This is a genomic window from Gordonia sp. UCD-TK1 (assembly GCF_001691435.1).
GTDB classification, from domain to species: domain Bacteria; phylum Actinomycetota; class Actinomycetes; order Mycobacteriales; family Mycobacteriaceae; genus Gordonia; species Gordonia hongkongensis.
In genome coordinates, this window is sequence record NZ_LZMP01000013.1 from 235666 (window position 1) to 260151 (window position 24486).

Sequence of the window (24486 nt, forward strand, 5' to 3'; positions counted from 1 at the left end):
CTGTCGGGTGGATACCGTTGTGCTGCTGCGGACCGGTCGGAGGACTAACTCTCCGGGTCCGTGTCACCCTCTTCGCGGGCGCGTCGTCGGTCGGCGTGCAGCGACTTGACGCGCCGCTCCTCGCGACGGACCTCGATCTGGGTGGCACGTTCGGCGGCCAGCCAATCCGGCATCTCGGCGAGGAGGTCGTCGATCTGCGCCGTCGTGAGTGCCTCGGTGATGCCCCCGCGAACCAGGCCCGAGTTCGAGATGCCCAGTTTGGCCGCGACCAGATTCTTGGGGTGCGGGCCGTCCGCGCGAAGCGTGCGGAGCCATTCCGGCGGGTCGGTCTGGAGGGCGGCGAGCTCGGCCCTGGTGATCGGGCCCTGCTGGAACTCCGCAGGAGTGGCCGGCAGGTACACGTCCAGCTTCTTGGCGGCGGTGGCCGGCTTCATCGACTGCGAGCTCATTCGACGAGGGTATCGGGCGGTAGCCTTTGGGCGTGACCACACCCGACGTTCACGCAGCGGGCGAGGCCCCTGTCTTCCGACTGGCGTACGTTCCGGGGGTCACGCCGAGCAAGTGGGTCAGGATCTGGGCCGAGCGGCGTCCCGACGTCCCGCTGGAACTCGTCACCGTCGACGTCGCGGACTGTGCCGAGGCGGTCGGGGAGCGGCGCGTCGACATGGCGATCACCAGATTGCCCGATGCCCTGCGGTCCGGCGATGCGCGGGAACATCACACGATCGACCTGTACGAGGAGACGACGGTCGTCGTGGTGCCTAAGGACCACGCCCTGACCGCCGGCGACGAGATGACCCTGGCCGATCTGACCGATCAGCAGTTCCTGTGGCCGCTGGACGAGCCGTTGACAGTATCCGAGCGCCCGGGTGCGGCGGTGGATCATCGGCCCGAGACCACCGGTGACGCAGTCGAACTCGTCGCGGCCGGCGTCGGCGTACTGCTCGTGCCGCAGTCGCTGGCGCGCCTGCATCACCGCAGGGACCTGGTGTATCGACCGGTCACCGACGCCCCGACCGGGTCCGTCGGACTCCTGTGGCCTGCTCCCACAACTCAATTGGCCGATGAGTTCATCGGCATCGTGCGCGGCCGCAAGGCGACGTCGTCGCGGGGGCGGACCGACGAGGCGCCCAAACGGTCGGCCAAGGAGAAGGCGGCGGCGAAGAGGGCGGCACGCGAGGCGGCCGGGAAGATCCCCGGCAAGAGTGCGCGACGCGGGCCCGGACGTCCGAAGCGTCGCTGATTCCCGCCGTGGCGTGCCGCCCCTGTCAGTGCGTCAGGCGCGCCACTCAGCGGTGCGTTCCGGCGACGCATCGGCGAGCGCCTTGAGGGTGTCGTCGACGCCGAAATCCTTGCCGTACACCGGCGTTCCCGGCTGTTGCCGCCACGACTCGGCGAGCGGTCCGGCGTCGACCGGGTCGAACCCGAGTTCGTCGACCACGCGGAACACGATCTCCTTGCCCGCCGTATCGTCGCCGGCGATCGGCAGCGCGATACGGCCCTCTGTGCCCGCGGGTACGCCCTTGTTCAGCAGGTGCTTCCAGTAGATCCCGTTGAACACCTTGTACACCGGGACGCCGAGCAGTTCCGACACCCACACGCTCTCGGGGGTGCCGTTCTCGATCGCCTCGATCTTGCCGTCGCGCTGCTGGGGGTAGTAGTTGTTGGTCTCGATCACCGGGGCGTCGGGCTTGCGGGCGTCGAGGATGCCCGGCGCGAGGTCGGGGGTGTTCTTCTGCGGGATGCTGACGATCACCAGGTCGGCGTCCTTCGCGGCGTCGGCGGCCCAAACGGCGGTGGCGCCGGTCTCGGAGGCCAGTTCGGCCAGCGTCTCCGGGTCGCGCGAGTTCGCCACCCGCACCTCGTGTCCCAACGATGTCAGACGACGCGTGAGCGTCCCGCCGATGAATCCCGCTCCGATGATCCCGATCTTCACAACTGCACCTCTTGCCTCTGGTCGGACGTTGATGACCATTCGCGCAACGAGGGCATGTGCCGCGTCATTCCCGCGCCGAAGGATGCGTGACGAGCGCCTCGATGACGGTCGGCAGGCGCGGCGGGGTCAGTACGCGATACCGAGAGACCACGCGAACACGGTGTAGGCGGCGAGGGTGATGAGCACGATCCCGATGAGGTTGAGCCAGAGCCCGCCGCGGATCATCTGACCGATGGTGACGTACCCGCTGGCGTAGGCCACCGCGTTCGGTGGGGTCGCCACCGGGAGCATGAATGCGCAGGTTGCGGCGAGGGCGACGGGGATCGTGAGCACCAGAGGGTCGAGACCCATTCCCATGGCCACGCCACCGGCGACCGGGAGAAAGGTTGCCGCTGTCGCGGTGTTGCTCGTGATCTCCGTGAGGAAGATGATCGCGGTCGCCGCGATGACCACCAGCACGATGACCGGGATCGTGTCGAGCCCGGCGGCCACATCGCCGATCCAAGCGGTCAATCCGCTGGACTCGAACTGCTGGGACAATGCCAGGCCGCCGCCGAACAGCAGCAGCACGCCCCATGGCAGTTTGATCGCGGTCTCCCAGTCGAGCAGTCGCACACCGGGTTTGGAGCCGCTGGGCAACAGGAACAGGAGAACGGCGGCGGTCATCGCGATGCCGGTGTCGGAGATCGGCGGGTTCTCGTCCCAGATCAGCGGGACCGCGATCCACGCCAATGCGGTGAGGCCGAAGATCGCGGCGACCCGGATCTCGCCCTGCGACATCGAGCCGAGGGCGTCGAGCTGATCGCGGATGATGCGCCGGCCGCCGGGGATGTCGTCGATCTCCGGCTTGAACAGGACGTGAGTGAGCAGGAACCACGCGATGGCGAGGAAGATCACGGCGAGCGGGACTCCGGCGATCATCCACTCCAGGAACCCGATGTCGATGCCTTCACCCTCGAGGTATCCGACCAGGAGGGTGTTGGGCGGGGTGCCGATGATCGTGCCCAACGATCCGATGGATGCGGCGTAGGCGATGCCGAGCATCAGTGCTGTGCCGAAGTTGCTCTTGATGACGGCCTGGGTGAGGGTCTCACCGTCCACCGGTACGTCGGTGTCGGTGGCCTTCGGCCCGGGCGCGTCGGTGCCCGAATCCTTACCGAGGTCGAGAACCAGCGCCAGCACCGACACGCCGATCGGGATCATCATCACGGCGGTTGCGGTGTTGGACACCCACATCGAGAGGAATCCGGTGGCGATCATGAAACCCGCGATCACCATCGGCGGCTTGTTGCCCATCACCGAGACCGTGACCAGGGCGATGCGGCGGTGCAGATTCCACCGCTGCATCGCGAGGGCGATGATGAAGCCGCCCATGAACAGGAAGATGACGTTGTTTCCATAGGCCGCGCCGACGTCGTTCACCGAGATCGACTCGCCCGCTTCGTCTGAACCGAAGACGGGGAAGATCACCAGCGGCAGCAACGCGGTTGCGGGGATGGGTATCGCCTCGGTCATCCACCAGAGGCCCATGAGAACTGCGGTCGCCGCCGTGAGCCGGGCTCCCTGCCCGACTTCGGCGGGCAGGATCACGTAGACCAGGGCCGCGAGTGCCACGCCGGCAAGGAGTCCGATCCACTGCCGACGTCGCATCTTCGGTTCCACCTCGTCGGCGCGCTCACCCGCCGACTGGTGGTCGATCTCGTCGAAGTCCTGCTGTGGGTCAGGCGATCCGGAGCCTCGGCCGGCCGAGCCCGGTGATCCGGACCGGTTGTCGCGTGGCCGTTCGCCGCTGCGCTGCACCATCGGGAACCTCCTCGGTATGCCTGCGTGGCAGCCAGCCTATCGAGGAACGTGCCGGAATTGCCCGAAACCGCCGCCCGCCCACGTGCCTATGAGGTGGCCGACCAACTGTGCCACGTCAGAGACTCCACGACGATCACCGGTCCATCGGGCCGTCGGAGTCGATACTGCGGATACTTCGCGGCCAGCGTGTCGATGCCGTGACTGCCGACGGGTTCACCGGCGTCGACGACGTGTGCCCGGCCGTCGACCCGCACCCACCAGAGTTCATCCCAGTTGTCGGAATACATGTCAGCCAGTAGTGACACCGCGGGGTTGTCCGCGATGTTGGCGAGACGACGGAGTGCGGTGGTTCGTTTCGGCTTGTGATCCACGCACGTGTAGATGACGTCGTCGTCGAGTGCGCACACGACGGGGACCAGGTGCGGCTTGGTGGAGGGTGACACGGTGGCGAGCGTGACCGACCGGGCGGCGGCGAAGCGTTCGCGACTCAGGCGCAGGTCCATCATCCGAGGATGGCATGCACTCGTGGATACAAGGTCACCGATGAGTACGGGCGCCGGTTCGGGTCCACCTCTGTGTCCGAACCCCGATTCGGGGGACCCGACCCGAAAGGGCCAGCACCATGACGAACGAGAACGTTGCCGTCAGCCGCACGATCTCCGCCACGCCCGACGAGGTGTTCGCGGCGCTCGCCGACCCCCGCACACACCAGGCCATCGACGGCACCGGCTGGGTTCGGGACGCAGTCGACACGACGCCGCTGCGGGAGGTGGGCCAGGTCTTCCGGATGAACATGTACCACTCGAACCATCCGGACGGTGACTACCTGATGGAGAACCGGGTCGAGGTGATCGAACCGCGGTCGGCGATAGCGTGGCAACCAGGGCAGCGCAACGACTCCGGGGAGCTCGAATTCGGCGGCTGGACATGGCGGTACGACCTGGTGCCGGTGGGGGAGTCGTCCACCGAGCTCACCCTGACCTACGACTGGTCGGCCGTGCCCGCTCACATCCGGGAGTACATCGAGTTCCCGCCGTTCGCCGACGACCATCTGCGTAACTCGTTGAACCACATCGCCGAACTTGTCGGCTGATCGTCAGCCGACGAGGTCCGGATCCGGATCCGGATCGCGATGCGCCGACGCAGCCGATGTGGGTGACAGATCGGCGGTGAGCAGGTCGACGGTCGGGCTGCGCGTGATCACCTTGTGGCCCCACCACAGAGCGAGGAACACGAACAGTGCGCCGTAGGCGGTGAGCCACAATTCGAGATTCCCCGCGGATCCGTCGCGGATCGCCGGGAGATTCTGCCCGGCGATGACTGCGACACACATGAGCAACGCGATGATCGGGCCGGCCGGGTAGAGCCAGGCCTTGTAGGGGAGTCTGCCGAGGTCCAGACCCTGCGCCTGCCACGCCCGACGAAAACGATAGTGGGCCCACGCGATACCCATCCACGTGATGAAGCCCGCCACCGACGAGGCGGTGACCAGCCAGACATACGCGCGACCGTCACCCACCCGACTCGCCAGGAAGCAGAGGGCGCCGATGGCCGTCGTCGCGGCCACGGCGAGGAGTGGCACTCCTGATCGCGTGACCCAGCCGAACACACGTGGGGCGTTGCCCTGCACCGACAGGCCGTACAACGCGCGGGTTGCCGCGAACAGGCTCGCATTGCCCGCCGACAGGATCGCGATCAGGATCACGGCGTTCATCATCGATGCCGCCACCGCGATCCCCGCGTCGGAGAACACGAGGGTGAACGGGGCGATCGCGATGTTCTCCTCGGACGCATTCAGCAGATTGGGGTCGGTGTACGGGATCAGGAACGCGATGACGGTCAGGGTGCCGATGTAGAACAGCAGGATGCGCACGAAGACGGTGCGCACAGCGCGTGGAATGGCCGTCTTCGGTTCGACCGCCTCGCCGGCGGCGACCGCGATCATCTCGGTGCCCTGAAATGCGAAACCGGCGATGAGGAAGACCGACAGCATCCCGAGCGGGAAGTCCACGAACGGAGCGTCGTCGATCGTCCAGTTGCTGAAGCCCGGCGACGGACGGTCGCCGACGACACCGAGAATCAGCAGCACGCCGACGATGAGGAAGACGACCACCGCGATGACCTTGATCGCCGCGAACCAGAACTCGGCCTCGCCGAATGCCTTGACCGCGAACAGGTTCAGCGCCAGCAGACCCGCCAGGAACACGACCGACCAGATCCACGACGGCACGTCGGGTGCCCAGTACTTCATGATCAACCCGGCGGCCACCAACTCGGCGGCCAGGGTGACCGACCAGTTGAGCCAGTAGTTCCACCCGGCTGCGAAGCCGAAGGACTTGGACACGAAGCGCTTTCTGTACTCCTCGAACGGGTTGCTGCACGGGATGTACGCCGACATCTCGCCGAGGCTCTGCATCAGGAAGAAGACCATGCAGCCCATCAGCAGATACGCCAGGATGGCGCCACCCGGGCCCGCGTCGGAGATGGTGGCGCCCGAGGCGACGAACAAGCCGGTGCCGATGGCACCGCCGAGCGCGAGCATGCTGATATGACGACTCTGAAGTCCCTTGCGCAGCGACTCGTCGGGGGTGATCCCCAGGGGACTGGACATCGGCAGAGTCTAACGGCCGGTCGGCCCGTCGGCCGGGTATTGCACTGCTGCCCGAGTGCTGACCCTCAATCGAGGCTGGTCAGTTCGGAGACCAGTTCGTGCACCGGGTCACCGGGACCGATGTCGTAGGTGCACTGGTCGTGCCTCGGGTCCGGCACGAATGCCCAGAACAGTGCGGTTGCCGTCCCGGCCGCCCGCTGACCGGCGACCTTGGTCCGGAAGTCGTCGGCGCGCTCGGACGTCGAACCGCATGAGCCGGCATGCTGGCCGATCTCGTTCACCGCGAGGGGTTTTCCGACTGCGCGCGCCTGGCGTAGACGTTCGGCCAGTCCGTTCCACTGATCCCCGGGGAGCGCGACGCCGTCCGAACCGTAGTCGTGATAGTCCAGGACGTCCAGGTACGGGAAGCCGGCGACGTACTGGTAGTCGGGCCCGGCGGTGCCGCACTGGCCACCGCCGGTGAAGCCGGACCAGATCACCGCCCCGCCGTGCAGTCGGGTGACCATCGCACCTGCGCTGCCGAAAAACGACCGCAGTACGCGCGCGGCGTCGACCGGGCACGACCGCTGCTGCCATCCACACGACTGATCGCCACAGATGGACGGTTCGGGTTCACCCACCAATTCCCATCCCGCCAGGGCCGACCTGGTCTTCCAGCGTCCCACTGCCGTCCTGACCCACTGCTCGAACGTGAGTCCACCCGCGCCGGCGACGGTTCGCCAGCCGGATCGGTACCAGTCTCGTTCCTTGAAAACTCCGCTCTCGCATGCGCCGTCGGCGGCCGCGAGGACAGGCAAGACCATCTGATCGTGCCGCGCGGCGGCGTCGAAGACGGCATCCATCGGCCCGAAATCCAATTGTTGGGTGTACTTGTTCACGGCCAGTTGAGCGAACAGATTGAAGCGGGTGAGCGAATGCGGAGGTAAGGCGGCGAAAAAGTCGTCGAGATCAACCATCGCTCCGCAACCGGCATTCACCGACCAATCGGTGGCCAGCTGGTAGGCGTCGAATCCGGATGGCCACCACTGGCGTCCATCGAGCGTCAGCCCAGCCGGCGTGGCATCGACCCGGTTGGGCGCCGCATGTGCGGGCGGCGGCAGCAGCCAGCTCAGGAACAGGCCGATGCTCAGCACCAGAATCGGAGTTCTCATCGCGGGCAGATGCATGTGTGCGTCCTGGGATGACGAGGACCGAACTGTGGCGTCGGCCCGACTCGTTCGATGATTGCACGCCGGCGGCGCGGTTTCGAACGTGTACGGGAATGGTGGAGCCGATGACGAGAATCGAACCCGCGTATTCAGCTTGGGAAAGATACTCCGGACACGCCAGGTGACGACGGCGGCAATTCGAAAACCGGAGTCAAGGTGCATAGATAATGACTGCTGCGCCAGTAGGTGGCTGGGTGTTACCTGCTACCTGAGGGCGCTTGTGCTCATCTTGTGCGCCTATCGCCAGGGTGCCCCTGTGCGCCCGACCGAATCAACGCTCAGGGTCGGAGTCGCCACCCCGTCAGCGGGGCACTGAGACCTAGAATCTGTCCATGGGAAAGAAGCCCGAAATTACCGAAGAGATGATCAACGCCGAACTAGCGGGCCTGGACTACAAGCGCGCGGCGGGGATCGTGACGGTTGAAAACGGCCTTACCGCGTGGGGCGTGTTCTTCGCCGTGCTGGCCGCGAACCTGGCGACCGGCGTTGTCGTCGGAATCATTGTGTGGCTCATCTACGCGCTCGGAAGCTGACCGTGGACGCAGCAGCACTGTAGGGATTCGTCGGCACTTTGGTCAGTGGCAGTTTTAGAATGCGGTGCTGGAACAGGCCGTGGTGGACGGACTGATGCGCGATAACCCTGCCGACCACGTGAAGCTTCCGAGTGAGCGCACCGCCGACAGTGGGACGCCTGGCGTTGTGGACGACCCCGATATGTTCCTGACTGCGGACCAGGTGTCGGCGCTCGTGGCGACTACGCCCTGGCCGTACAACGTGCTGACCCCCGTGGCCGCGTGGAGTGGCCTGAGGGCCGCCGAGCTGGGCGGGTTGCAGGTGGCTGACGTGGAGCTGCCTGTGCGGCAGGTCAACCCCAACGCGCGGCCCAAACCCGGGACGCTGCGAGTGGACCGCACCCTGAGTCCTCGTCCCACGGGTGGTTACGACACCCCGAAGACGCGGGGGAGCCGGCGACGAGTACCTCTGACGCCCGCGACGGTGGACGTGCTGCGCGACTACCTGGCCCCGCACCCCGCGCTGACGAGGCCCACCGCGCCGCTCTTCCCGGCGTTCCGGCTTCCGCCCCCGAAGCAGGCGGGGCGCGCGCCGCTGACAGTCCCGAGACCGCGCAGGCCAAGGCCACTCGCCAAGCCGACGCCCTGGCAGCCCTCGCAGTGGACGAAGCCGAACAGCGCCTAGACCTGTACTGGAGCAGCCCCGTGCGGCACCAGAACTGCTACAAGGCGGTGTTCCGTCCGGCGGTGCTGCGCGCGGGCACGGTGCCGACCGCAGTTAAGTTCCACGCGCTGCGGCACACCTATGCCAGCCTGTGTGTGGCGGCGGGTATCCCACCGTTGGAGATCGCCCGGTTCATGGGGCACTCCAAGGTCACCACCACGCTCAGCGTGTACGCGCACCTGTTTGAGGTCGACCACACCGACGCCATGCACGCCCTGGCTGCGATGGGTACGCCGACGTCGGGAGAGAACGTGGTGAGGCTGCCGGGCTGACTACGATAAGGTCCGTCCCGGGATCGAGTTCTGCGGTTCACCGACTCTGGGAGGCAACGTGGCGGTCAAGATTGCGTTATTCAACAATAAGGGTGGCGTTAGCAAGACGACAACATGCTTCAACCTCGGGTGGATACTCGCTGAGCGTGGTCACACTGTGATACTCGTAGATGCCGATCCGCAGTGCAATCTCACTGGAATGGTTCTCGATCTCTCTGGAGAGAATGCGCTGGAGGAGTTCTACTCGGACAATCCCGGCAGGAACCTGAAGGACGCGCTGGAGCCCGCAATCAAGTCCAGGCCGGTCCCATTGAAGCCGGTAGACTGCATAGAGGTCGAGGGTCGCGAAAATCTGTTCCTAATTCCAGGGCATGTTGCACTAGCGGAGGACGAGACTTCGTTGGGCATTTCGCAGCAGCTGTCTGAGTCTCTCCAGGGTCTCCGGAATCTGCCGGGCAGCTTCACCTATCTTTTCGAAGAGACGGCCAAAAAATACGACGCGGACTATATTTTGATCGATCTGAGCCCAGGACTCGGTGCGATCAACAAGAATTTAGTGTCCACAGCGGACTATGTGCTGGTGCCCTGTAGTCCGGATGTGTTCTCCGTGATGGCCGTTGATTCCCTGGCTCGGGTAATCCCTGAATGGGTGGCATGGGCGCGAAGAGCGGCCGATCTTCCTGCGGTGCGGGACGCGGATTATCCTTTCCCGGAACCTGATTTGAAGTTCCTCGGTGTTCTGGTTCAGCGATTTAGGACCAAGAACAAGCGTCCTACTCAGGCGTTTCAGTCGTACTTCGATAAGTTGGATGAAGCTATCGAGAAGACGCTTATCCCGGCGCTTAATGCACAGGGATTGATGCTGGAAGAATCACTATACGACTCTGTTGGGATGAACGGACACCATCAACTTGCGCAAATCCAGGATTTCAATGGGTTGATTGCGACTTCGCAGGAAGTGCGAAAACCAGTATTCGCGCTCGAGCAATCTGATATTGACAGTGCAGGCGTGGTCTGGGACGCGCAGGAGCAAAGCATTCTAAAGTTCCGTGAAATGTTTAATGAACTCGCTGCGAGGATAGAAAAGCTGACCGCTGACGGTCGTGGCGTGTCGGGGGAGTAGTCGGGGATGCCGAGTGGGCGTTTTTCTGAGTTTCAGAACAACATCAATCGGAGTAAAGAGTTAATCGGACTGGGCGAGGCGATCCACGGGCTTACGGTTGGTGTGGTCGACGCCTCTGACATGTATAGGGCCGCCCTTGTCCACGCGGTGGCGGCCTTGGACTCTTACGTCCACGATGTTGCTCTTGATCACGCGGTGGCGATTGTGCTCGGTTCGCGAAGTCCGGGCAGTGAATCGAAGATCGGCCTTCATTTTGGCACGGTTGCCGACATCCTGGCCGCTTCCACGGCGAGCGAACGCGAACTCCGCGCCAGGGAGGCTATCAATGCGCGTCTATCGCGGGAGACCTTCCAGCAACCCGAAGACATTGCGAAGGTTCTATCGGTGGTTGGCGTGCCAGCGATCTGGAGCACTGCGTTCGGGTCAGCAGGTGCAAAGGCGGCAAGAACCGCACTAAGTCTGGTCGTAAGGAGGCGCAACATAATCGTCCATCGTTGCGATGTCGATCCGACCGGCCTCGGAGGGACCTACCCCCTGAGTAAGGACGACGCCGTGGACGCGGTTGCCACAGTCGAGAACACCGTCTGCGCGATCAACGCGTGCATCTGAACCCCGCACGCCGGGGTGGTGCCGGGGTGGGTGAGCCGAGGAGGTCGGCAGAGAGGGAAAGTAAACCGCTCTACCAGCAATGATGGTGGAGCCGATGACGGGAATCGAACCCGCGTATTCAGCTTGGGAAGCTGTGTTTAGGGGTATGCTGATGGCGGGCGGTTCGTCAAGTCTGTCGAATACCTGCTGGTGACTGAGTTTTTCGCATTAATGTCTAGACAGGGGATAGACTCAGCCAAACGTAAGTACAAACGTAAGTGAGCGGATATGCCCCCGAAGAAGCGTCGACGCGCGAAAGGTGAAGGCGGACTGTACCAACGGGCCGACGGCATGTGGATGGCCCAAGTCCTCCTCCCCGACGGCACCTACTACCAACGCGGCCGAAAGAAGTACGCCGACGCCGTGACCCAGCTCGCCGAGATGCGCAAAGACCTCGCCAACGGCATCCTCCCCAACGCCGGCCAGATCACCGTCGACAAGTGGCTGACCTACTGGCTCGACACCATCGCCGCACCCCGCCTGAAACCCCGCACGTTGGCGACCTACCGCTCCACCATCAAGCACCAGTTGATCCCGCACCTGGGGTCGAAGAAACTCGGCAAGCTCACCCCCACGGACATTCGCCGCATGGTCACCCATGTGACGGACAAGCATTCGACCCGCACCGCCCAAGCCGCCTACTCCGTGCTGGCAAAAGCGCTTGGGGATGCGGTGAAGGACGGGAAGATCAGCAGCAATCCGTGTGACCGCATGGACCGACCACAAGCCCGTTCAGAGGAACGCCAACCCCTCACCGTCGACCAGGCCCGCGCACTACTCCTCCACGTCGCCGGCCAGGATGCGCACGCCGCCGCACGCTGGTCCCTCGCCCTGCTGACCGGCGCCCGCCAAGCCGAAGCACTCGGCCTCACCTGGGACCGCGTCGACCTCAACCTCGGGGTCATCGACATCTCCTGGCAGTTGGCCCGCCTGAAGTTGAAGAAGGGCCCACGCCCTGACGCAGACGTGTACCCGCGGGCGGCGTTCGACGTGCCAGCCACCTTCACTTTTGTCCCGGTGCATTGGACCGCCTGCCTGGTCCCCACCAAGACGTCGGGGTCACGGCGGCTCGTCCCGTTACTGCCGCCCGTGGTGGCTGCACTCACCGCGCTATGGGAGCACAAGGGTCGCCCGCAAACGGGGTTGGTGTTCACCCGCGCCGACGGGGCCGCCGTCCTACCCCGCGACGACACCGACGCCTGGAAACACGTGTGCGTAGCCGCCGGGGTCGTGGAGACCGCGCAGGACGCGCCGGATCAGCACGCCGCCCGCCACACCGTCGCCACCCTGTTGCAGGAGGCTGGTGTGGAGGAGGCGGTGCGAATGCAGATCCTCGGCCACAGTTCAACCTCGATGGCCCGCCAGTACGCCCACACCTCCACCGACCTCACCCGAGCCGCCCTCGGGCAGCTCGAGAAACTACTCGCCCTGGACTAGCCGCCGTCGACGATCTCGCGGCACTCTGCCGGAGAGTTGCCCGCGGCGATGCAGTCACCCCACGCCTGCTGCCCACGAACAGCCGGGTCCTCTTGTGTGACGCCGGTGTCGATCTGCCACACGTAGTCACCAGCCGAGTCTGCGAGGCAGCGGACGGTTTCGCCGGTGCTGGATGTGGTGGTGGTGTTGAGGTCGGAGTGGGGGCACGTTTGGCCTAGCGCGGGACCGTCGAACGTCTGCTGTTTAGTGGTGGCCTCGGTGGTCGTCTCCGTCGTCGGCGGGGGTGTGGTGCTGGACGCAGCGGGCGCTTTCCGCTCGGGCAGGGTGGTGAAGTCGCCGAACCAGTTCTCCGATCCCCACAAGGTGAGCGTGCCCGCCTTCAATACCTCGGCGGCCATGTTGAAGCCCCACGCCAGATCCGCCTTCGCGCCACTGCGGAACACCCCCTCAACACCGGATCGCAGTTCCTCGAGGATCGTGTAGTCGACCGAGTCACCACCTTCCGGCACATAGCTGGCCATGGGTTCCCAGCCCGCCACATCCGCGCCCGTATTGGTGGCCTCCCCGTACAAGACGGTGTAGTCGGCGACCTGGTGCACACCGTCGTCGTGGTGGTAGGTGCCCCATCCGGTGAGGCGGAACGTCACCCCGTCGTCGAACGTGACCGGGTCGGCCGGCTTGTGGATTACCGGCTTCTCCAGCGGCGCTGACGATGGTTGCTCGGTGGGGGTGTCGCTTGAGCATCCCGCGACAAACAGGGTGAGGGCGGCCAGTGCCAGGAGGGCACGCTTCATGGTTAGTGTCTCCGGGTTCGTAAGCGGCGTAATCGGTTCACGACGGTTGGCGAATACTCTAGGGCCTCACGGGTGTCTATCAGCCGATTCACTATCTGATAGAAGCGGGTCAGCGAGATTTCGAACTCATCCCGCACAGCCTGCTCGAGATTCCCGGGATAGTTCCAGCGTTGGCCAGCAAGGTCCAACATGCGCTTCTCGTCATCGGTCATGCGACCTCACTCCAGGACCAGTCACCCTCGGTCGCCGCTTCGATCTCGGCGACCTCGATCGGGTCCAGGTTCTGCATCCGCGTCCAGGCTGTCTGCTCATCCACCCACAGATGGTCCGCAAGGTCTGGGAGTGATGGGTGCCTGAGCCACCGAAAGGCGTCGACCAGCTGAGGGAGAGTGATCAGTCGGCGCGCTGTCTCGCGCTCGATCGTCTCCTCGTCGGCGTCCGGCATCTCCCGGTGCAGCAACTCGTGGGTGAGCGTGCACCGTCTCTCAGCCTGGGTGAGGCCGCGGTGAATCCAGATGGTGCGCTCGCCGTTGAGGCCCATCGTTCCGGGTGAGAGTCGCTGTGTGCAGTCGATCGCGATGTGTGGGTAGTCATCGCGGGCCGACCGCCAGGGATGCCAGTTCATGTCCGAATCAGAGCACTAGGGTCTGACAGAAACGGCCCTGACCAGGAGTTACATCGGTGTAAGTTAGGCGTCCGGGTCCTGCGGCGGGAACCGCGGATCACGTTTACGTGCAGCCTTCGCATCCTCTGGCCGCTCAGGCTTGAGGACTTGATCTCGGGGAATAAAGGTTGTGATGAACCCTGACTGGGTCTTCTCGTCCGTGTGCGGCGAGCTCGATGCTCCCTGTTCCTCGGCCGGCGTATCGAAAGGTTGAGTGACATGGCGGTCCCTCGCATCAAGGAGCGCGTGCACGACACTTAGGACGGCATCACGCTCACGTTGGTTAAGAAGATCCGCGCTTGTCGGCAGCGTGAACGGGGTGGTCGGCTCGGCGCCGTTCACCTTCGCTCGCGTGGCATAGAACTCCTCCGCTGAGATCCCCAACTCGTGGGCGATCGTTTCAGCAACCCGCCGAGACGGTGTGCCGATTCCGAGCAGTGCTCGGCGGATGGTGTTCAGTGAAACGCCCTCGACGTTGCGGTCCAGGTCGCGGAACGTGAACTCGATTCGCTGACGCGCGAAGTATGATCGCCATACCTCGGGCACGTCGCTGGGCTCTTCGATGCTCACGCCGTCAGCCTCTCCCACTTCGCAGGGTGTTCGACAACCTCGCCGATTGTCGCAGTGTCCAGAAATATCAACCGTGTTATGCCTGTTCAGGCAGCATATCGGCCACCGGATTAGAGATTAGACCTTGCCATCGGTGTCCAGTGTGCTAAGTTCAATGGCACATGGAACGGCGGAGGTGAGAGAGTTTTGAGCAACGCAATGGCTGAGCTGAGGGGGACTCCCGATCAGCTGGTGGCGGCCCGCGAGTTCGCGGGGTTCTCCACTAGGGGCCTAGCAGACGAGGTATCTCGAGAGCTTCGGAAGGATCGCCGGAAGCCTCGGCTGGAGTGCTCCCGGTCGACGATCTCGAATCTGGAGACGGGTGTATCGAAGCGTGTTCATTATCGGCGGGCGGCGGCTATTGAGCGGGTTTTGAAGCTGCCTCCGGGTCACCTGTTCCGCGTCGAGGTGTTCAATGTGCAATCGTCCACTGAACATAAGAGGGCGTCGTGAGCACCGTGGTGTCCCGTCCGGAGATCCCATTGCAGGTCATCACTCCTGCCGATGTGCGCGCCTCGATCGGGCGCGCTCGCCGAAGCCTGGAGAAGGCCGCCGAGGAGATTGTGTGGCAGATCGAGATGGAGGCGTGGCGCACGCTCGGCTACTCGTCTTGGACTGCGATGCGCGAGGCCGAGTACGGCGGCGCAGCGTTCATGGTGCCGAGCAAGTCGCGCCCGGAGATCGTCGCCCGGATTCGCGCGGCTGGTCTCACCCAGAAGGAGATCGCGGAGACCGCAGGGGTGAGCCGACCGACTGTCGCGTCCGACTTGGCGTCAATGCCAAATCCTGACATTGAGGCAGCCGGAGTTATCACGAACTCGCGCGGCCAGTCCCGGCCCGCCACCTACACACGCAGCGAGCCCGAGTCTGAGCCCGATACGTCGGACGACGAGGTGATCGACGCCGAGATCGTCGACAACCCCCAGGACATCCAGGACGCCACAGATACAACAACGGACCCGGCAACCGCCGAGCCCGTCATCAACCGCACATGCCCCACATGTCACGGCACAGGAAAGGTTACCCAATGAGCAAGACAAGCACCAAGATCAACGGACTGAACGTCGAAAACATCACCTACAAGTCACCCGGCAACAATCTCCCAAAGTTCGTCCGCGAAGCCGCAGAAACGCGCGGCTACGGCGACGCCACGCAAACACTGTCCCTGTTCATCCAGGACGGCGATGTCTCTGAAGCATTCGCGTGCGCAGCACAAGGCAACGGTTCAGCCTGCGTAATGGCACAGGCAGGCAAGCGAATCGGAGCCAAGTCCGTCTACTTTTACCGAACCTCGGCTTGGATCGACTTCGGCTACGGACCGATCGTCAGGTTCAAGACGAGCAAGGCGATCTACGACAACGTCATCGCACCATTCGATGACGGTGACCGATCACGGGTCCTCCCCGGCATCTACCACCTGACACCACACACGAACTCGATGAGTTTGGCCGGCATGCGCAATCGCGAGAAGTCCCGCCGCCCAGACAAATCAAAAGCTGACGGTTCACGATCCGCCGTGATCCAGGCTCACACCGAACGCGTCGTGATGGCAGCGCGGGTATGAAAATGGCCACCCTGAAACTCAACCCCACTGGTCTTGCCAAGATCCGACGCCTCACCGGCACCAGTCTGGACCGCGAGTTTGCCGAGAAGATCCACGTGGACCCCGGCACCGTCTCCCGCGTCCTCACCGGCAAGGCAGCACCCGGACCTAAGTTTATTGCCGGCTGCATCGAAGCATTCGGCGGCGACTGCTTCACTGACCTGTTCGAGGTCGTGCCCACTGACGAGGACACGGCGGCATGACCACCGCGGAGGGCGTCATGAGTAGCGCCACACCGCTGGCGTTCCACAATCCCGGCCGTCCACTGCCGGCGCTGGAGGGCAAGGTATCCGGCGTCGTGGGCTGGCAGACGGACGACAAGGGCAAGTCGATCGCCTCGGTGCAGTGTTCGACGTGCCATCAGGTCGCGGCTGGCCCGACGATCTTCGCGGTGCAGTGGGCGCTGTTCAAGAAGGACAAGGGCGAGCCGGGGATTCACCCGTATCGGCGTTGCCAGGACTGTCGCGACGCGCGCCGACATCCCGAGGCGGCGTCATGACCGGGTACGCGAGTGGTGGGCGTCTTGAGCGTCCGATCTCCTGGCCGTGTGAGCACGGCGGCCGGTGTGGTGGTCGGTGGGAGCGGGAATCGGTGTGGCAGTACGACCGCGGCACTCCTGTCTGTCACTCGCACTGGGTGTGCGGCACCGAGCAGTCGGGCGACAAGTCATGACCGACGATACGAAGGCCGTCGCCCGCGAATGGCTCGACACGTGGCCGGGTCCGCTGACGCTGTGGTCGGGAAGCGGCAACCGTGACCAGTCAATCCCGGACGCGCACAACGCCGCACCCGATCTCGTACGAGGCCTCCTCGCCGAACTCGACCGGGCGCAGAAGGTCTCAGAGTGGCTGATCGCCGAGACGGAATACAAGGCCGACGCCTACTCCGTGAAGATGGAAGCGAGGACCCTGCGCCAGAGAGACGAGGCTCGCGCCGACATCAAACGGGCACAAGCCGCCCTCGACGAACTGACGACGCACGGCGACCTCACACCGTCGGGTAAGCGCGTGTTGCGGAGCATCCTCGGCGGTGACTCGTGACCTCTGCGGTGTGGCGCCCCCGCCCTGGCGCCTCGTATCCCGTGCTCGGTGTCGAGCCCAACGGCTACCTCGACGGGCTCGTGGACATCGTCTTCGAAGCACCTGACGGGTCCAAAGATCGCGGGTTTGTCCGCCTGCGAGACATCGAAGTTCGGCCTCGTTCCATTGTCCGCGCGTTGACAGCGGACTTCACAGATCACAGTGCGCCGGATCGATGCCGGTGCGCTGAGCGTGCGGAGGGGCAGCTCACCCCACTCTCACCCCGCACGCAGGCCCCGGCCACAGGGGATGTGGCCGGGGCACCCAAACCCACCCAGAAATGAGAACGGCCACCTCGGTGCAGCAACACCGGGTGGCCCAGAACAATCCAAAGGAGAAGTTCGTGTCACAGGATATCACCCCATTGGAAGGCCATGAGTTTCACCTCTACGTCGTAGAGATCGTGGGCTTCGGGGTCAAAGTCGGCATTTCCATCAAGCCGGCCAAACGGATCAACAACCACCGTCGGGACGCCGAGAAGTTTGACATGAAGCTGGGGCGGACTTGGGTCTCCGCTCCGCACGTCGAAGCGCGCTCCAATGAACGTCGCCTGGTCGAACTATCGGGCGGCAGCCGGGAATACTTGCGCGTCGACTTCGACGAAACAGTGAGCATTGCTGAGTCGCTGCCGAAAACTCGCGTGTCCGAGTCTGACCGGACGCAGATTGAGGCTGATCGGGGCTCACACGTGTCGATGTTCTGGCCGATCGGTACCACCAAAGAAGATGTCCGCCGGTACGCACAGAACGTGGGCCTGGTGTGAGCGCCCGCGCAGAGTTGGTGGCGGTCACCGACGACGGCAGACCCACCACCACCTCCCTCATCATCGCCGACGGAACTCAGCTCGATCATGCCTCCGTCATCAAACTGATCCGTAACAACCTCGCCGACTTCGAGGAGTTCGGAAGGGTCGGATTTGAAATCCAATCCTTCTCTACCGCAGGAGGAGTGCAGCGTCGCGAGTTCTCCATCCTCAACGAGGAGCAGGCGACGCTACTTCTCACGTACATGCGCAACAGTGACGTGGTTCGCCGGTTCAAGAAGGAACTGGTGCGGGCGTTCTGGTCGATGAAGCGCACCGAGGCCGCCGAGGTGAAGCCCCTCAGCCCGCTCGAGTACGCACGGAAGCTGGTCGATGCCGAGGAACGCGCCGTGGCTGAGGCTGCGGCACGGGAGAAGGCTGAGCGGAAGCTCGCTGTGGAGCAGAAGCACCGTCAGGCCATCGAAGGTGGAGACGGCATCGACCCCACCACCTTCGGCAAGAAGTATTTCTCCGAGGTCCGCAAGACGGACTTCGACGCCCACCTCTACAAGCACGGGTATCTGATCGACCAGCGCGGCACCCGAGTGAACGCGAATGGCGAGAAGAGGGACGGCTACGACCACCGCAAACCCACCGCGAAGGGCCGGCGGTTCTTCTACGCCCACGACAACGGCACCTACGGGGGTCGTCGTCGTTTCGTTCCGCGGGTGCGTCCGCAGATGGAGATCGCACTCCGTGACGCCTTGGCTGCCGAGGGTTTGCCGGTCAACGAACACACCTCCGGTTTGGTGCTGCTGACATCTGCCGACATGAAGGAGTTAGGCGCATGACTGACATCGACAATCTGAGACCAGGTGAAGCGTTCCAGTATCCGCTGAAGGAGGCTGCCGAGAAGGTGCGGGTGTCGGAGAAGACGTTGCGCCGCGAGTACAAGGCGGGTCGTATCTTGTTTCGCCAGTACGGGGGACGGTACTTCGTTGACCATGAGGAGCTTTTGCGGTGGCGGAATGAGTTGCCGCAGCCGGCTCCGGGGGAGTTGGCGTCATGACCTATTTCGATGTGGTGTTGACGGCTGGCGGGCTGGGTGGTTTGGCGGTGCTGTGTCTGATCGCGTTTCTGTTGCCGGGTGATTCGGGCGAGTTGGACGACCAGGATGTGGAGTTCACGCGGATCGTGCGGGGTGAGATCCGATGAGCGGCAAGCATCGCATCCGGGTGGTGTCGCATCCCGTCGATGATGTTGACCGCCGATGGGTGACGTTCCCGGTGTGCTGGCACGTCATGCGCGGCGACATGCTCCTCAATTGCAGTCTCGAGTGGGCGTACGCGCTGGACTCTGCGCACGAGAAGGCGCGGGAGGTGCAGCCCGCATGAGTCACATGTTGTTGTGTGAGGCGCCGGCCATTCAGGTCGACACCTGCCACGGACCCATCTACCTATCTCTCGGAACCAACACCCACGGCCATTTGCGGGTGGTGGTGGTCGGGCCGGGCGGTGAGCGCACCGATTTGCATTTGACCGCGGAGCAGGCACGCGTGTTGGCGATGGGGTTGGACGACCAGGCACGCCGCATCGAGAAGGCGTACCGGCCAGCGCTGTTCGAGGACAAGGCGGCGTCGTGAGGGGCGCGTATCCGGCGATCCACTACGGGTGGTGCATCAGATGCCGCCAGGAATGGCAACCCGGCGCGTTGATCGGCACTGTGCGTCGTAGCCTCCTGTATCCGCCCGAAACCCGGCGGTCGATGACTTCCACTCAGTTGGGGGAGACGGTCCGCCTGTGTGCGTTGTGTGCGGGGGAGGTGTCGCGGTGACTGCTATTCATCCGGACGCCGTCCTCGCCGCGATGCCCAACATCGACGCCCAGGTGGCATGCGAGCACTTGGACAGCTGCGACCAGCCTGCCGTGTGGAGGGTACGAATCCACGGCATCCGACAGCTTGGTGACCAGCACTGCGGAAACCATCTGTGGTGCATGTGCGAGAGGCATCTGACGCAGGAGCGTTGGGGTGATTGAGGACGCATTGAGAGGCGTGAGGAGCGCTCGGTGTGCCCGCTGCGGAATGGTCGTGACCAAGGTTTCCGACGGCATCCTCTCGGTGGTGGCGCTATGACCTACACGACGCGGCATGCCATCTCGGCTGGCGGGTTTCGGTGGCGTGGCCCCGACTACCCCTACGACATCCCCGGATGGGGGGACTGCGATCCCCCCGACCCCGACGAGGATCTACCTCTCTTCCCGAATCCTGCCTACGGGCAACAAGACCCATGGAGACAACCATGAGATCTCTCCTCGATGCGCTCGCCACCCTCGGGCGCCACCGAATCTACCGATGGTTCATCGCCATCTGCGCAGTACCCGCCCTCATCAACGTCCCCCTGGCGTTGTTTCTCACCCACTGGATGGACGCCTGGGACTCGTTCAGCTGGGTCCTCACCGCGGCGATGGTGTTCGCCCTGAGTTCCGCACTGGATCACCAGCCGGCCCCTGTGACAGTCGTCAACACTGTGTCGTTCCGCGACGAAGAAGCATTCCGCCGGGAGCAGGTACGGCACGCACGTCGGATGCGAGGTGGCGGCCATGTCTGACGGCGGAACCATTCGCAGCGGCCTGATCCGCACCCACGAGGCGCGGCAGATACCAAACACGGGCACCTGGTTGGAGCGCTACCGGGCGACTCTCGACATTGCCGCCTGGTGCGGCGGTCTGGTGGTGCGGGACAAGCACCGCCTTCACATTCAGATCAACGGCGAGAATGCGTTTCCGGGTGACTGGATTCGTGAGGATGGCAATGGGTTTGAGGTCATCGCTTCGAGAGCGGAGGCAGACCTATGACCGCACTCAGAGTCCGCCCGCCGACGGGCGTGGTGCCCTGGCCGCTAATCCTCCTCGAAGGGCCTGAGAAGTCCGGGAAGTCGTACGCAGCCGCCGAGTTCACCGCATGTGACCGCATCGGCCAAACCTACTGGCTCGACATCGGGGAAGGTGCAGCAGACGAGTACGCCGCCATCCCCGGAGCCAACTACCTCGTCGTCGAGCACGACGGGTCATGGGCCGACATCATCGGCCAGGTCGAAGCCGTCCGCGACGAAGCCGCCAAGGCCACTGACAAGCCCGTGGTTCTGGTCATCGACTCGATGACCGCGGAGTGGAACCTGTTGAAGGATTGGACGTCGCAGCGGGCGCGGCAGTCGAAGGCGGGGAAGAAGGCTCTGGCTGCTGACCCGGACGCCGAGGTCAAGCCGGGAATGAACCTTTGGAACGACGCGAACGGTCGGCACCAACACCTGATGCATCTGCTGATGACGTTCCCGGGCATCGTCATCGTCACAGCCAGAGGCAAAGAGGTCGCCAGCCTCGACGACAACGGGCGCCCTATTCCCGGGTCGAAGGAACACAAGGTCGACGCCCACAAAGACCTGGCATTCGATGTGACTGCGTGGGTGTCGTTGAACCGCGACACCTCGCCCATGATCCGCGGTGTCCGCTCGGTCCACAGCGGCTTGCGTCCGGGTGTGGACAAGCCGAAGTTGGCGCCGCAGTTCACGTTGGAGTGGTTGATCTTCGACGTCCTGCGCTGCGATCCGACCACTGCGCATGTGCGTGACCACGTGTCGACCGATCCGTCTGATCGGGTGCAGATCCCGGAGTCGTTCGAGGCGAAGGTTCGGGCGGGTTTGACGGTGGAGGAGTGCTACAAGGCTCATGCCTATCTGGACAAGGTGAATGCCGATCCGGAGAAGGTGGCGGAGTTGCGTGCGGTGGTGCAGCGCAACTTGGAGGAGTCGGCGCGGGAGAACGTGATCGACGCTATCGCGCCGGATCACGATGCGGCACAGCAAGCCCTGACCGACGAGCTCGGCGCCCAGGAGGCGTCATGACCTGCCAGGTGTGCGGCTTCCAACTCGGCACCGGGCTGATGGTGCGCATGGCGTGGGGCGACCGCACCGGCGACGTGATCGACTGCCCCGCCTGCGTCGCATGGCACGACGCCCAATCCATCCTCCGAAAGGCCACCCAATGAGCAACGACCAGTTCAAGACGTGGATCAGAGACAACTTTGAGCCGTGGCACCACAGAGCGTTGTGCCCTCAGGTGTCGCCCGATTTCTTCCACCCGGAGAAGGGGGAATCGGCCGTCCCCGCGAAGACTGTGTGCACCCTCTGTCCTGTTTCGGCTGAGTGTCTTCAGTGGGCGTTGGACAACGGCGAGAAGGACGGCATCTACGGCGGCACCACCCCGCATGAGCGGCGGCGGATCAGTAAAGAGCGTGCGGCATGATCCCGGTGGACGAGGTCGCGATCCAGCGGGCGATCCGCGGTGACAAGTCGGTGGTGCTGGACCCCCACGAGTACCTGATCGCCGTGCACCGCATGGCCGCGCAAGGTGTGTCCATCATCGAAACCGCTGACCGGCTGGGGATCACGGAGCGTCGGGTCAATCGGATGCGGCAACGCCCCCTCCCGCCGGCCGAGGTGGCCCCGCCAATCTCTCTGCCTCACCCGTATGTGTTGGACGGCCTGGCTGAGGGTGCCGTGGATTTGGTGTCGAAGGTGCGTGACACCGATCCGGTGGAGGTGTGGCAGAAGTTGTCGGGTTTGGATCGGGACCGTTTGCAGGCGTTGACGGTTGCGTTGGCGGCGCTAGTGCCGGATGACCGCTCCGCCGCCGAGCTGTTCGCCTGGTCGGATCGTCTCGTCGATGAGGTGGCCGCGTCGTGAATGAGAAGACTGCGCGGCGCATCGTCAACGAACGTGCGGACGGGTTCTGCGAACGGTGCGGCCGGTACGGCACGACTATCCACCACCGGAAGAAGCGAAGCCAGTTGGGGCCGTGGTCTCCACAGAACTGTGTCGCCTTGTGTGGGCACGGGACTACGGGGTGTCACGGGTTTGCGGAGCACCACCCGAATGATGCTCACGCTCAGGGCTTCCATGTCCGCCCATGGGAAGACGAAGCCGCCATCCCCATCTTCCACTCGACCCGCCGGTGGCTGCTGTTGAACGAGTGGGGCGGCTACGAGGAGGTGTGCGATGCGGTGGGCTGAGGTCCCGGAAACCTACCTGCTGTGGGGGGCGATCGAACGGTCGTGCCCTGAGTGCGCGGCCAGGCCGGGGGAACTCTGCGTTTTGCGTTCCCCTGCAACGGGTGCCGAGACAACGAGACGTATGCCCTGCGTGGGGCGAACACGAGACGGAGACAACGAATGAACGAGCTGGATCTGATCAATTTTCTGGAGTGGCTGGACGGCAACCTGGTTGTCCGACAGTGGGATGAGAGCGACGACACCCACGAGGACGTGGCGCGGCAGTTCCTGTCCGAGCGCGGCGACAAGGTCGGTACGCGGGTGGTGGTGACCAAGTCGCGGAAGGGCTACCAGTGGGCGCAGATCGCCCGCAACGGCAGTGCTGGGGCGATCTCCCCGAAAACGTATGACACCAAGTCGAATGCGGTGCGCGCTGCCCGACGTCAGGCAGCTCTGGTGGGTGGGGTGGTGGAGGTCCAGTGATTGATCTCGACTCCACGCCGGCCCGGTATCGCGGAACCATCGAAGTGTACGACGTGCGAGGTCTCGGATGGCCCTACGATTCCGAGACCCCCGAGTGGCGTTGGCGGTGCAAGTCGAACAACGGTCAGGTCCTCGGTCATGGGGAGGGGTATCGGCGGAAGGCTGGGGCTCTCAACGCCATCGACGCCATGTTCGGGGCGAAGTTGGAAGAGGCTGCCGACTCGGCTGACTGGGCCTACTACGTCGATGAACTTGTCGTTCCGTGGAGGTTGAAGATCGTCGACCGCCACCATGACACCACCACCGGGGCGGTGTACTGATGGGCGCTTACGACGGACGGGTTCTGCGCACTCTCACCAGCACCACACGGGTGTCCTGCACGTACGAGAGCGGTGTTGAAGGTGTCACCGTCGATCAGCTGAGGCAGATGGTTGCAGCTCTCGGTGGTGTGCCTGGTGACGCGACTGTCATGGTCCGGATCGGCGGGATGAATGAGGACGACCGGAAGCCCGCCTTGGTTGTCGAAGTGGCGCATAACATTCCCGAACGCCTCGATGCCGGGGCGGTGTACTGATGGGCGCAGAGACCCCCGAAATGGACCTGTGGCCTCGAATAGAGCAGGCCATCAATGCCGCTGCTATCAGCCGGTTCGATGCTGAGTATTGCCTCCCTCGATGCACTCAGAAGCGGTGCAAGCAGACCGATCCCGGACAACTGGACTGGCTGTATCGGATGTTCGTCAACTCGGTTCGCGACGCGGTGCACAAGGAGCTGCTCTACAAGGCCACCAGCGACCCAGAGGACGGCGGTTCGTCGTGACCCGCCTCTACGTGTGGTGGTTTGACTCCACTCTGTGGCGGCACACCGTATGCCACAACCCGACCACCGCCAACATGCTGGACCGCATGTTGCAGGCAGCGGGCCACACCACCCAAATCATCGAAGGAACACCATGAGTGACAACGAAGATCGACTGACCAATGCCATGGAGAGTTGGAAGGCCCGCCACGACCGCTTGCGCGACGCCGTACTCGAATCCGGCGTAGCCATTCAAATCGCGGGCGGGTGTGACATGTCGCCACCGACTCTGTACGTGGGTACCGGTTTCACTAAGACACTGAAAGACGCCGTTGCCGAGCGTATCGAGCTGAAGCGACAGGAGAAGGACTACGAGAGGGTGGCTCGGCAGTTC

42 protein-coding genes are annotated in these 24486 nt (G+C 64.0%); 32 read left to right on the forward strand and 10 right to left on the reverse strand.

What is annotated here, in order from left to right:
• Positions 1 to 44: 44 nt before the first annotated feature.
• On the reverse strand, positions 45 to 434 hold the full coding sequence (locus A9310_RS09795) for a DUF5997 family protein (protein ID WP_058249924.1): 390 nt from the start codon (positions 432 to 434) through the stop codon (positions 45 to 47).
• 47 nt (positions 435 to 481) lie between these two features.
• On the opposite strand from A9310_RS09795, the gene A9310_RS09800 reads away from it, so the two are divergent.
• Positions 482 to 1243 (forward strand): LysR family transcriptional regulator substrate-binding protein, encoded by a 762-nt coding sequence (locus A9310_RS09800; protein WP_065630392.1) that lies wholly within the window; start codon positions 482 to 484, stop codon positions 1241 to 1243.
• A 33-nt stretch (positions 1244 to 1276) separates the two neighbouring features.
• Here the strand turns inward: A9310_RS09800 and A9310_RS09805 are convergent, their stop codons facing one another.
• The 3 genes from A9310_RS09805 to A9310_RS09815 all read right to left on the reverse strand — a co-directional run bounded on the left by A9310_RS09805 (position 1277) and on the right by A9310_RS09815 (position 4242).
• Entirely contained in the window at positions 1277 to 1975 is a 699-nt protein-coding gene (locus A9310_RS09805) for an NADPH-dependent F420 reductase (RefSeq protein WP_083207325.1), read from the reverse strand.
• 87 nt (positions 1976 to 2062) lie between these two features.
• Positions 2063 to 3739, reverse strand: coding sequence for a DASS family sodium-coupled anion symporter (locus A9310_RS09810; RefSeq protein WP_065630394.1), 1677 nt, complete (start codon positions 3737 to 3739; stop codon positions 2063 to 2065).
• A gap of 86 nt (positions 3740 to 3825) precedes the next feature.
• Positions 3826 to 4242, reverse strand: coding sequence for a TIGR03668 family PPOX class F420-dependent oxidoreductase (locus A9310_RS09815; protein ID WP_065630466.1), 417 nt, complete (start codon positions 4240 to 4242; stop codon positions 3826 to 3828).
• A 119-nt stretch (positions 4243 to 4361) separates the two neighbouring features.
• Between A9310_RS09815 and A9310_RS09820 the strand changes: the two genes are divergently transcribed.
• On the forward strand, positions 4362 to 4832 hold the full coding sequence (locus A9310_RS09820) for an SRPBCC domain-containing protein (protein WP_065630395.1): 471 nt from the start codon (positions 4362 to 4364) through the stop codon (positions 4830 to 4832).
• 3 nt (positions 4833 to 4835) lie between these two features.
• On the opposite strand, the gene A9310_RS09825 is transcribed toward A9310_RS09820, so the two are convergent.
• A complete protein-coding gene (locus A9310_RS09825) occupies positions 4836 to 6350 on the reverse strand; it encodes an amino acid permease (RefSeq protein ID WP_065630396.1) in 1515 nt (504 codons plus the stop codon).
• Positions 6351 to 6415: 65 nt separating this feature from the next.
• Positions 6416 to 7501 (reverse strand): beta-mannosidase, encoded by a 1086-nt coding sequence (locus tag A9310_RS09830; RefSeq protein WP_065630467.1) that lies wholly within the window; start codon positions 7499 to 7501, stop codon positions 6416 to 6418.
• Positions 7502 to 7890: 389 nt separating this feature from the next.
• Here A9310_RS09830 and A9310_RS25545 point away from each other — a divergent pair, with 389 nt between their 5' ends.
• From A9310_RS25545 to A9310_RS09855, 6 genes are all read left to right on the forward strand, one after another.
• Positions 7891 to 8091, forward strand: a complete 201-nt coding sequence (locus tag A9310_RS25545) for a hypothetical protein (RefSeq protein ID WP_139104569.1) — start codon at positions 7891 to 7893, stop codon at positions 8089 to 8091.
• Positions 8092 to 8257: 166 nt separating this feature from the next.
• A complete protein-coding gene (locus tag A9310_RS26275) occupies positions 8258 to 8755 on the forward strand; it encodes a hypothetical protein (protein WP_254661214.1) in 498 nt (165 codons plus the stop codon).
• A 20-nt stretch (positions 8756 to 8775) separates the two neighbouring features.
• Entirely contained in the window at positions 8776 to 9066 is a 291-nt protein-coding gene (locus tag A9310_RS26280) for a tyrosine-type recombinase/integrase (protein WP_254661215.1), read from the forward strand.
• Between the two features lie 58 nt (positions 9067 to 9124).
• Positions 9125 to 10189 (forward strand): ParA family protein, encoded by a 1065-nt coding sequence (locus A9310_RS09845; protein ID WP_065630399.1) that lies wholly within the window; start codon positions 9125 to 9127, stop codon positions 10187 to 10189.
• A 6-nt stretch (positions 10190 to 10195) separates the two neighbouring features.
• Positions 10196 to 10798 carry a hypothetical protein gene (locus A9310_RS09850; protein ID WP_065630400.1) on the forward strand — a complete coding sequence of 201 codons (603 nt, stop codon included), beginning with the start codon at positions 10196 to 10198 and terminating at the stop codon, positions 10796 to 10798.
• 267 nt (positions 10799 to 11065) lie between these two features.
• A complete protein-coding gene (locus A9310_RS09855; RefSeq protein ID WP_065630401.1) occupies positions 11066 to 12274 on the forward strand; it encodes a site-specific integrase in 1209 nt (402 codons plus the stop codon).
• Here the strand turns inward: A9310_RS09855 and A9310_RS09860 are convergent.
• From A9310_RS09860 to A9310_RS09875, 4 genes are all read right to left on the reverse strand, one after another.
• The gene (locus tag A9310_RS09860; RefSeq protein WP_065630402.1) at positions 12271 to 13068 is read right to left on the reverse strand and encodes a hypothetical protein; all 798 of its coding nucleotides are present in this window, start codon (positions 13066 to 13068) and stop codon (positions 12271 to 12273) included. The two genes, A9310_RS09855 and A9310_RS09860, sit on opposite strands and share 4 nt — an antisense overlap.
• A gap of 2 nt (positions 13069 to 13070) precedes the next feature.
• Complete coding sequence (locus A9310_RS09865; protein WP_065630403.1) at positions 13071 to 13280, reverse strand: DUF3263 domain-containing protein; 210 nt, start codon at positions 13278 to 13280, stop codon at positions 13071 to 13073.
• A complete protein-coding gene (locus A9310_RS09870) occupies positions 13277 to 13693 on the reverse strand; it encodes a hypothetical protein (protein WP_065630404.1) in 417 nt (138 codons plus the stop codon). Before A9310_RS09870 ends, A9310_RS09865 begins: the two co-directional genes overlap by 4 nt.
• 63 nt (positions 13694 to 13756) lie before the next feature.
• Positions 13757 to 14302, reverse strand: a complete 546-nt coding sequence (locus tag A9310_RS09875; RefSeq protein ID WP_139104570.1) for a hypothetical protein — start codon at positions 14300 to 14302, stop codon at positions 13757 to 13759.
• 488 nt (positions 14303 to 14790) lie between these two features.
• On the opposite strand from A9310_RS09875, the gene A9310_RS09880 reads away from it, so the two are divergent.
• The 24 genes from A9310_RS09880 to A9310_RS09980 all read left to right on the forward strand — a co-directional run.
• On the forward strand, positions 14791 to 15372 hold the full coding sequence (locus A9310_RS09880; RefSeq protein WP_065630406.1) for a winged helix-turn-helix domain-containing protein: 582 nt from the start codon (positions 14791 to 14793) through the stop codon (positions 15370 to 15372).
• On the forward strand, positions 15369 to 15905 hold the full coding sequence (locus tag A9310_RS09885; RefSeq protein WP_065630407.1) for a hypothetical protein: 537 nt from the start codon (positions 15369 to 15371) through the stop codon (positions 15903 to 15905). Before A9310_RS09880 ends, A9310_RS09885 begins: the two co-directional genes overlap by 4 nt.
• 2 nt (positions 15906 to 15907) lie before the next feature.
• Positions 15908 to 16147, forward strand: coding sequence for a helix-turn-helix transcriptional regulator (locus tag A9310_RS09890; RefSeq protein WP_065630408.1), 240 nt, complete (start codon positions 15908 to 15910; stop codon positions 16145 to 16147).
• On the forward strand, positions 16144 to 16443 hold the full coding sequence (locus A9310_RS09895; protein ID WP_065630409.1) for a hypothetical protein: 300 nt from the start codon (positions 16144 to 16146) through the stop codon (positions 16441 to 16443). Before A9310_RS09890 ends, A9310_RS09895 begins: the two co-directional genes overlap by 4 nt.
• A 169-nt stretch (positions 16444 to 16612) precedes the next feature.
• A complete protein-coding gene (locus A9310_RS09900; protein ID WP_065630410.1) occupies positions 16613 to 16984 on the forward strand; it encodes a hypothetical protein in 372 nt (123 codons plus the stop codon).
• Between the two features lie 319 nt (positions 16985 to 17303).
• Positions 17304 to 17786, forward strand: a complete 483-nt coding sequence (locus A9310_RS09905; RefSeq protein ID WP_139104571.1) for a hypothetical protein — start codon at positions 17304 to 17306, stop codon at positions 17784 to 17786.
• The gene (locus A9310_RS26130; RefSeq protein WP_065630412.1) at positions 17783 to 18616 is read left to right on the forward strand and encodes a Rha family transcriptional regulator; all 834 of its coding nucleotides are present in this window, start codon (positions 17783 to 17785) and stop codon (positions 18614 to 18616) included. Before A9310_RS09905 ends, A9310_RS26130 begins: the two co-directional genes overlap by 4 nt.
• Complete coding sequence (locus A9310_RS09915) at positions 18613 to 18834, forward strand: helix-turn-helix domain-containing protein (RefSeq protein ID WP_006359979.1); 222 nt, start codon at positions 18613 to 18615, stop codon at positions 18832 to 18834. The genes A9310_RS26130 and A9310_RS09915 overlap by 4 nt, the downstream gene beginning before the upstream one ends.
• Positions 18831 to 18980, forward strand: a complete 150-nt coding sequence (locus tag A9310_RS25855; RefSeq protein ID WP_175401109.1) for a hypothetical protein — start codon at positions 18831 to 18833, stop codon at positions 18978 to 18980. Before A9310_RS09915 ends, A9310_RS25855 begins: the two co-directional genes overlap by 4 nt.
• A complete protein-coding gene (locus A9310_RS09920) occupies positions 18977 to 19159 on the forward strand; it encodes a hypothetical protein (RefSeq protein WP_065630413.1) in 183 nt (60 codons plus the stop codon). Before A9310_RS25855 ends, A9310_RS09920 begins: the two co-directional genes overlap by 4 nt.
• Positions 19156 to 19407, forward strand: a complete 252-nt coding sequence (locus A9310_RS09925) for a hypothetical protein (protein ID WP_065630414.1) — start codon at positions 19156 to 19158, stop codon at positions 19405 to 19407. Before A9310_RS09920 ends, A9310_RS09925 begins: the two co-directional genes overlap by 4 nt.
• A gap of 657 nt (positions 19408 to 20064) precedes the next feature.
• On the forward strand, positions 20065 to 20373 hold the full coding sequence (locus tag A9310_RS09935; RefSeq protein ID WP_139104572.1) for a hypothetical protein: 309 nt from the start codon (positions 20065 to 20067) through the stop codon (positions 20371 to 20373).
• On the forward strand, positions 20366 to 20620 hold the full coding sequence (locus A9310_RS09940; protein WP_139104573.1) for a hypothetical protein: 255 nt from the start codon (positions 20366 to 20368) through the stop codon (positions 20618 to 20620). The genes A9310_RS09935 and A9310_RS09940 overlap by 8 nt, the downstream gene beginning before the upstream one ends.
• Entirely contained in the window at positions 20617 to 21666 is a 1050-nt protein-coding gene (locus A9310_RS09945) for an AAA family ATPase (protein WP_065630418.1), read from the forward strand. The genes A9310_RS09940 and A9310_RS09945 overlap by 4 nt, the downstream gene beginning before the upstream one ends.
• Positions 21663 to 21809: a hypothetical protein gene (locus A9310_RS25860; RefSeq protein ID WP_175401110.1), complete on the forward strand. Its 147-nt coding sequence runs from the start codon at positions 21663 to 21665 to the stop codon at positions 21807 to 21809. Before A9310_RS09945 ends, A9310_RS25860 begins: the two co-directional genes overlap by 4 nt.
• Positions 21806 to 22066, forward strand: coding sequence for a WhiB family transcriptional regulator (locus A9310_RS09950; protein WP_065630419.1), 261 nt, complete (start codon positions 21806 to 21808; stop codon positions 22064 to 22066). The genes A9310_RS25860 and A9310_RS09950 overlap by 4 nt, the downstream gene beginning before the upstream one ends.
• Positions 22063 to 22506: a helix-turn-helix domain-containing protein gene (locus A9310_RS09955; RefSeq protein WP_065630420.1), complete on the forward strand. Its 444-nt coding sequence runs from the start codon at positions 22063 to 22065 to the stop codon at positions 22504 to 22506. The genes A9310_RS09950 and A9310_RS09955 overlap by 4 nt, the downstream gene beginning before the upstream one ends.
• A complete protein-coding gene (locus tag A9310_RS09960; RefSeq protein ID WP_065630421.1) occupies positions 22503 to 22832 on the forward strand; it encodes an HNH endonuclease in 330 nt (109 codons plus the stop codon). Before A9310_RS09955 ends, A9310_RS09960 begins: the two co-directional genes overlap by 4 nt.
• Before the next feature lie 159 nt (positions 22833 to 22991).
• Positions 22992 to 23294 carry a hypothetical protein gene (locus A9310_RS09965; protein WP_065630422.1) on the forward strand — a complete coding sequence of 101 codons (303 nt, stop codon included), beginning with the start codon at positions 22992 to 22994 and terminating at the stop codon, positions 23292 to 23294.
• On the forward strand, positions 23291 to 23614 hold the full coding sequence (locus A9310_RS09970; protein WP_065630423.1) for a YegP family protein: 324 nt from the start codon (positions 23291 to 23293) through the stop codon (positions 23612 to 23614). The genes A9310_RS09965 and A9310_RS09970 overlap by 4 nt, the downstream gene beginning before the upstream one ends.
• Entirely contained in the window at positions 23614 to 23868 is a 255-nt protein-coding gene (locus A9310_RS09975) for a hypothetical protein (RefSeq protein ID WP_065630424.1), read from the forward strand. Before A9310_RS09970 ends, A9310_RS09975 begins: the two co-directional genes overlap by 1 nt.
• A complete protein-coding gene (locus A9310_RS25095) occupies positions 23868 to 24113 on the forward strand; it encodes a hypothetical protein (protein ID WP_083207326.1) in 246 nt (81 codons plus the stop codon). Before A9310_RS09975 ends, A9310_RS25095 begins: the two co-directional genes overlap by 1 nt.
• Entirely contained in the window at positions 24110 to 24250 is a 141-nt protein-coding gene (locus A9310_RS25865; protein ID WP_175401111.1) for a hypothetical protein, read from the forward strand. The genes A9310_RS25095 and A9310_RS25865 overlap by 4 nt, the downstream gene beginning before the upstream one ends.
• Positions 24247 to 24486, forward strand: a 240-nt coding sequence (locus A9310_RS09980; RefSeq protein ID WP_139104574.1) for a hypothetical protein, incomplete at its 3' end; no start/stop codon positions are given. The genes A9310_RS25865 and A9310_RS09980, both read left to right, overlap by 4 nt.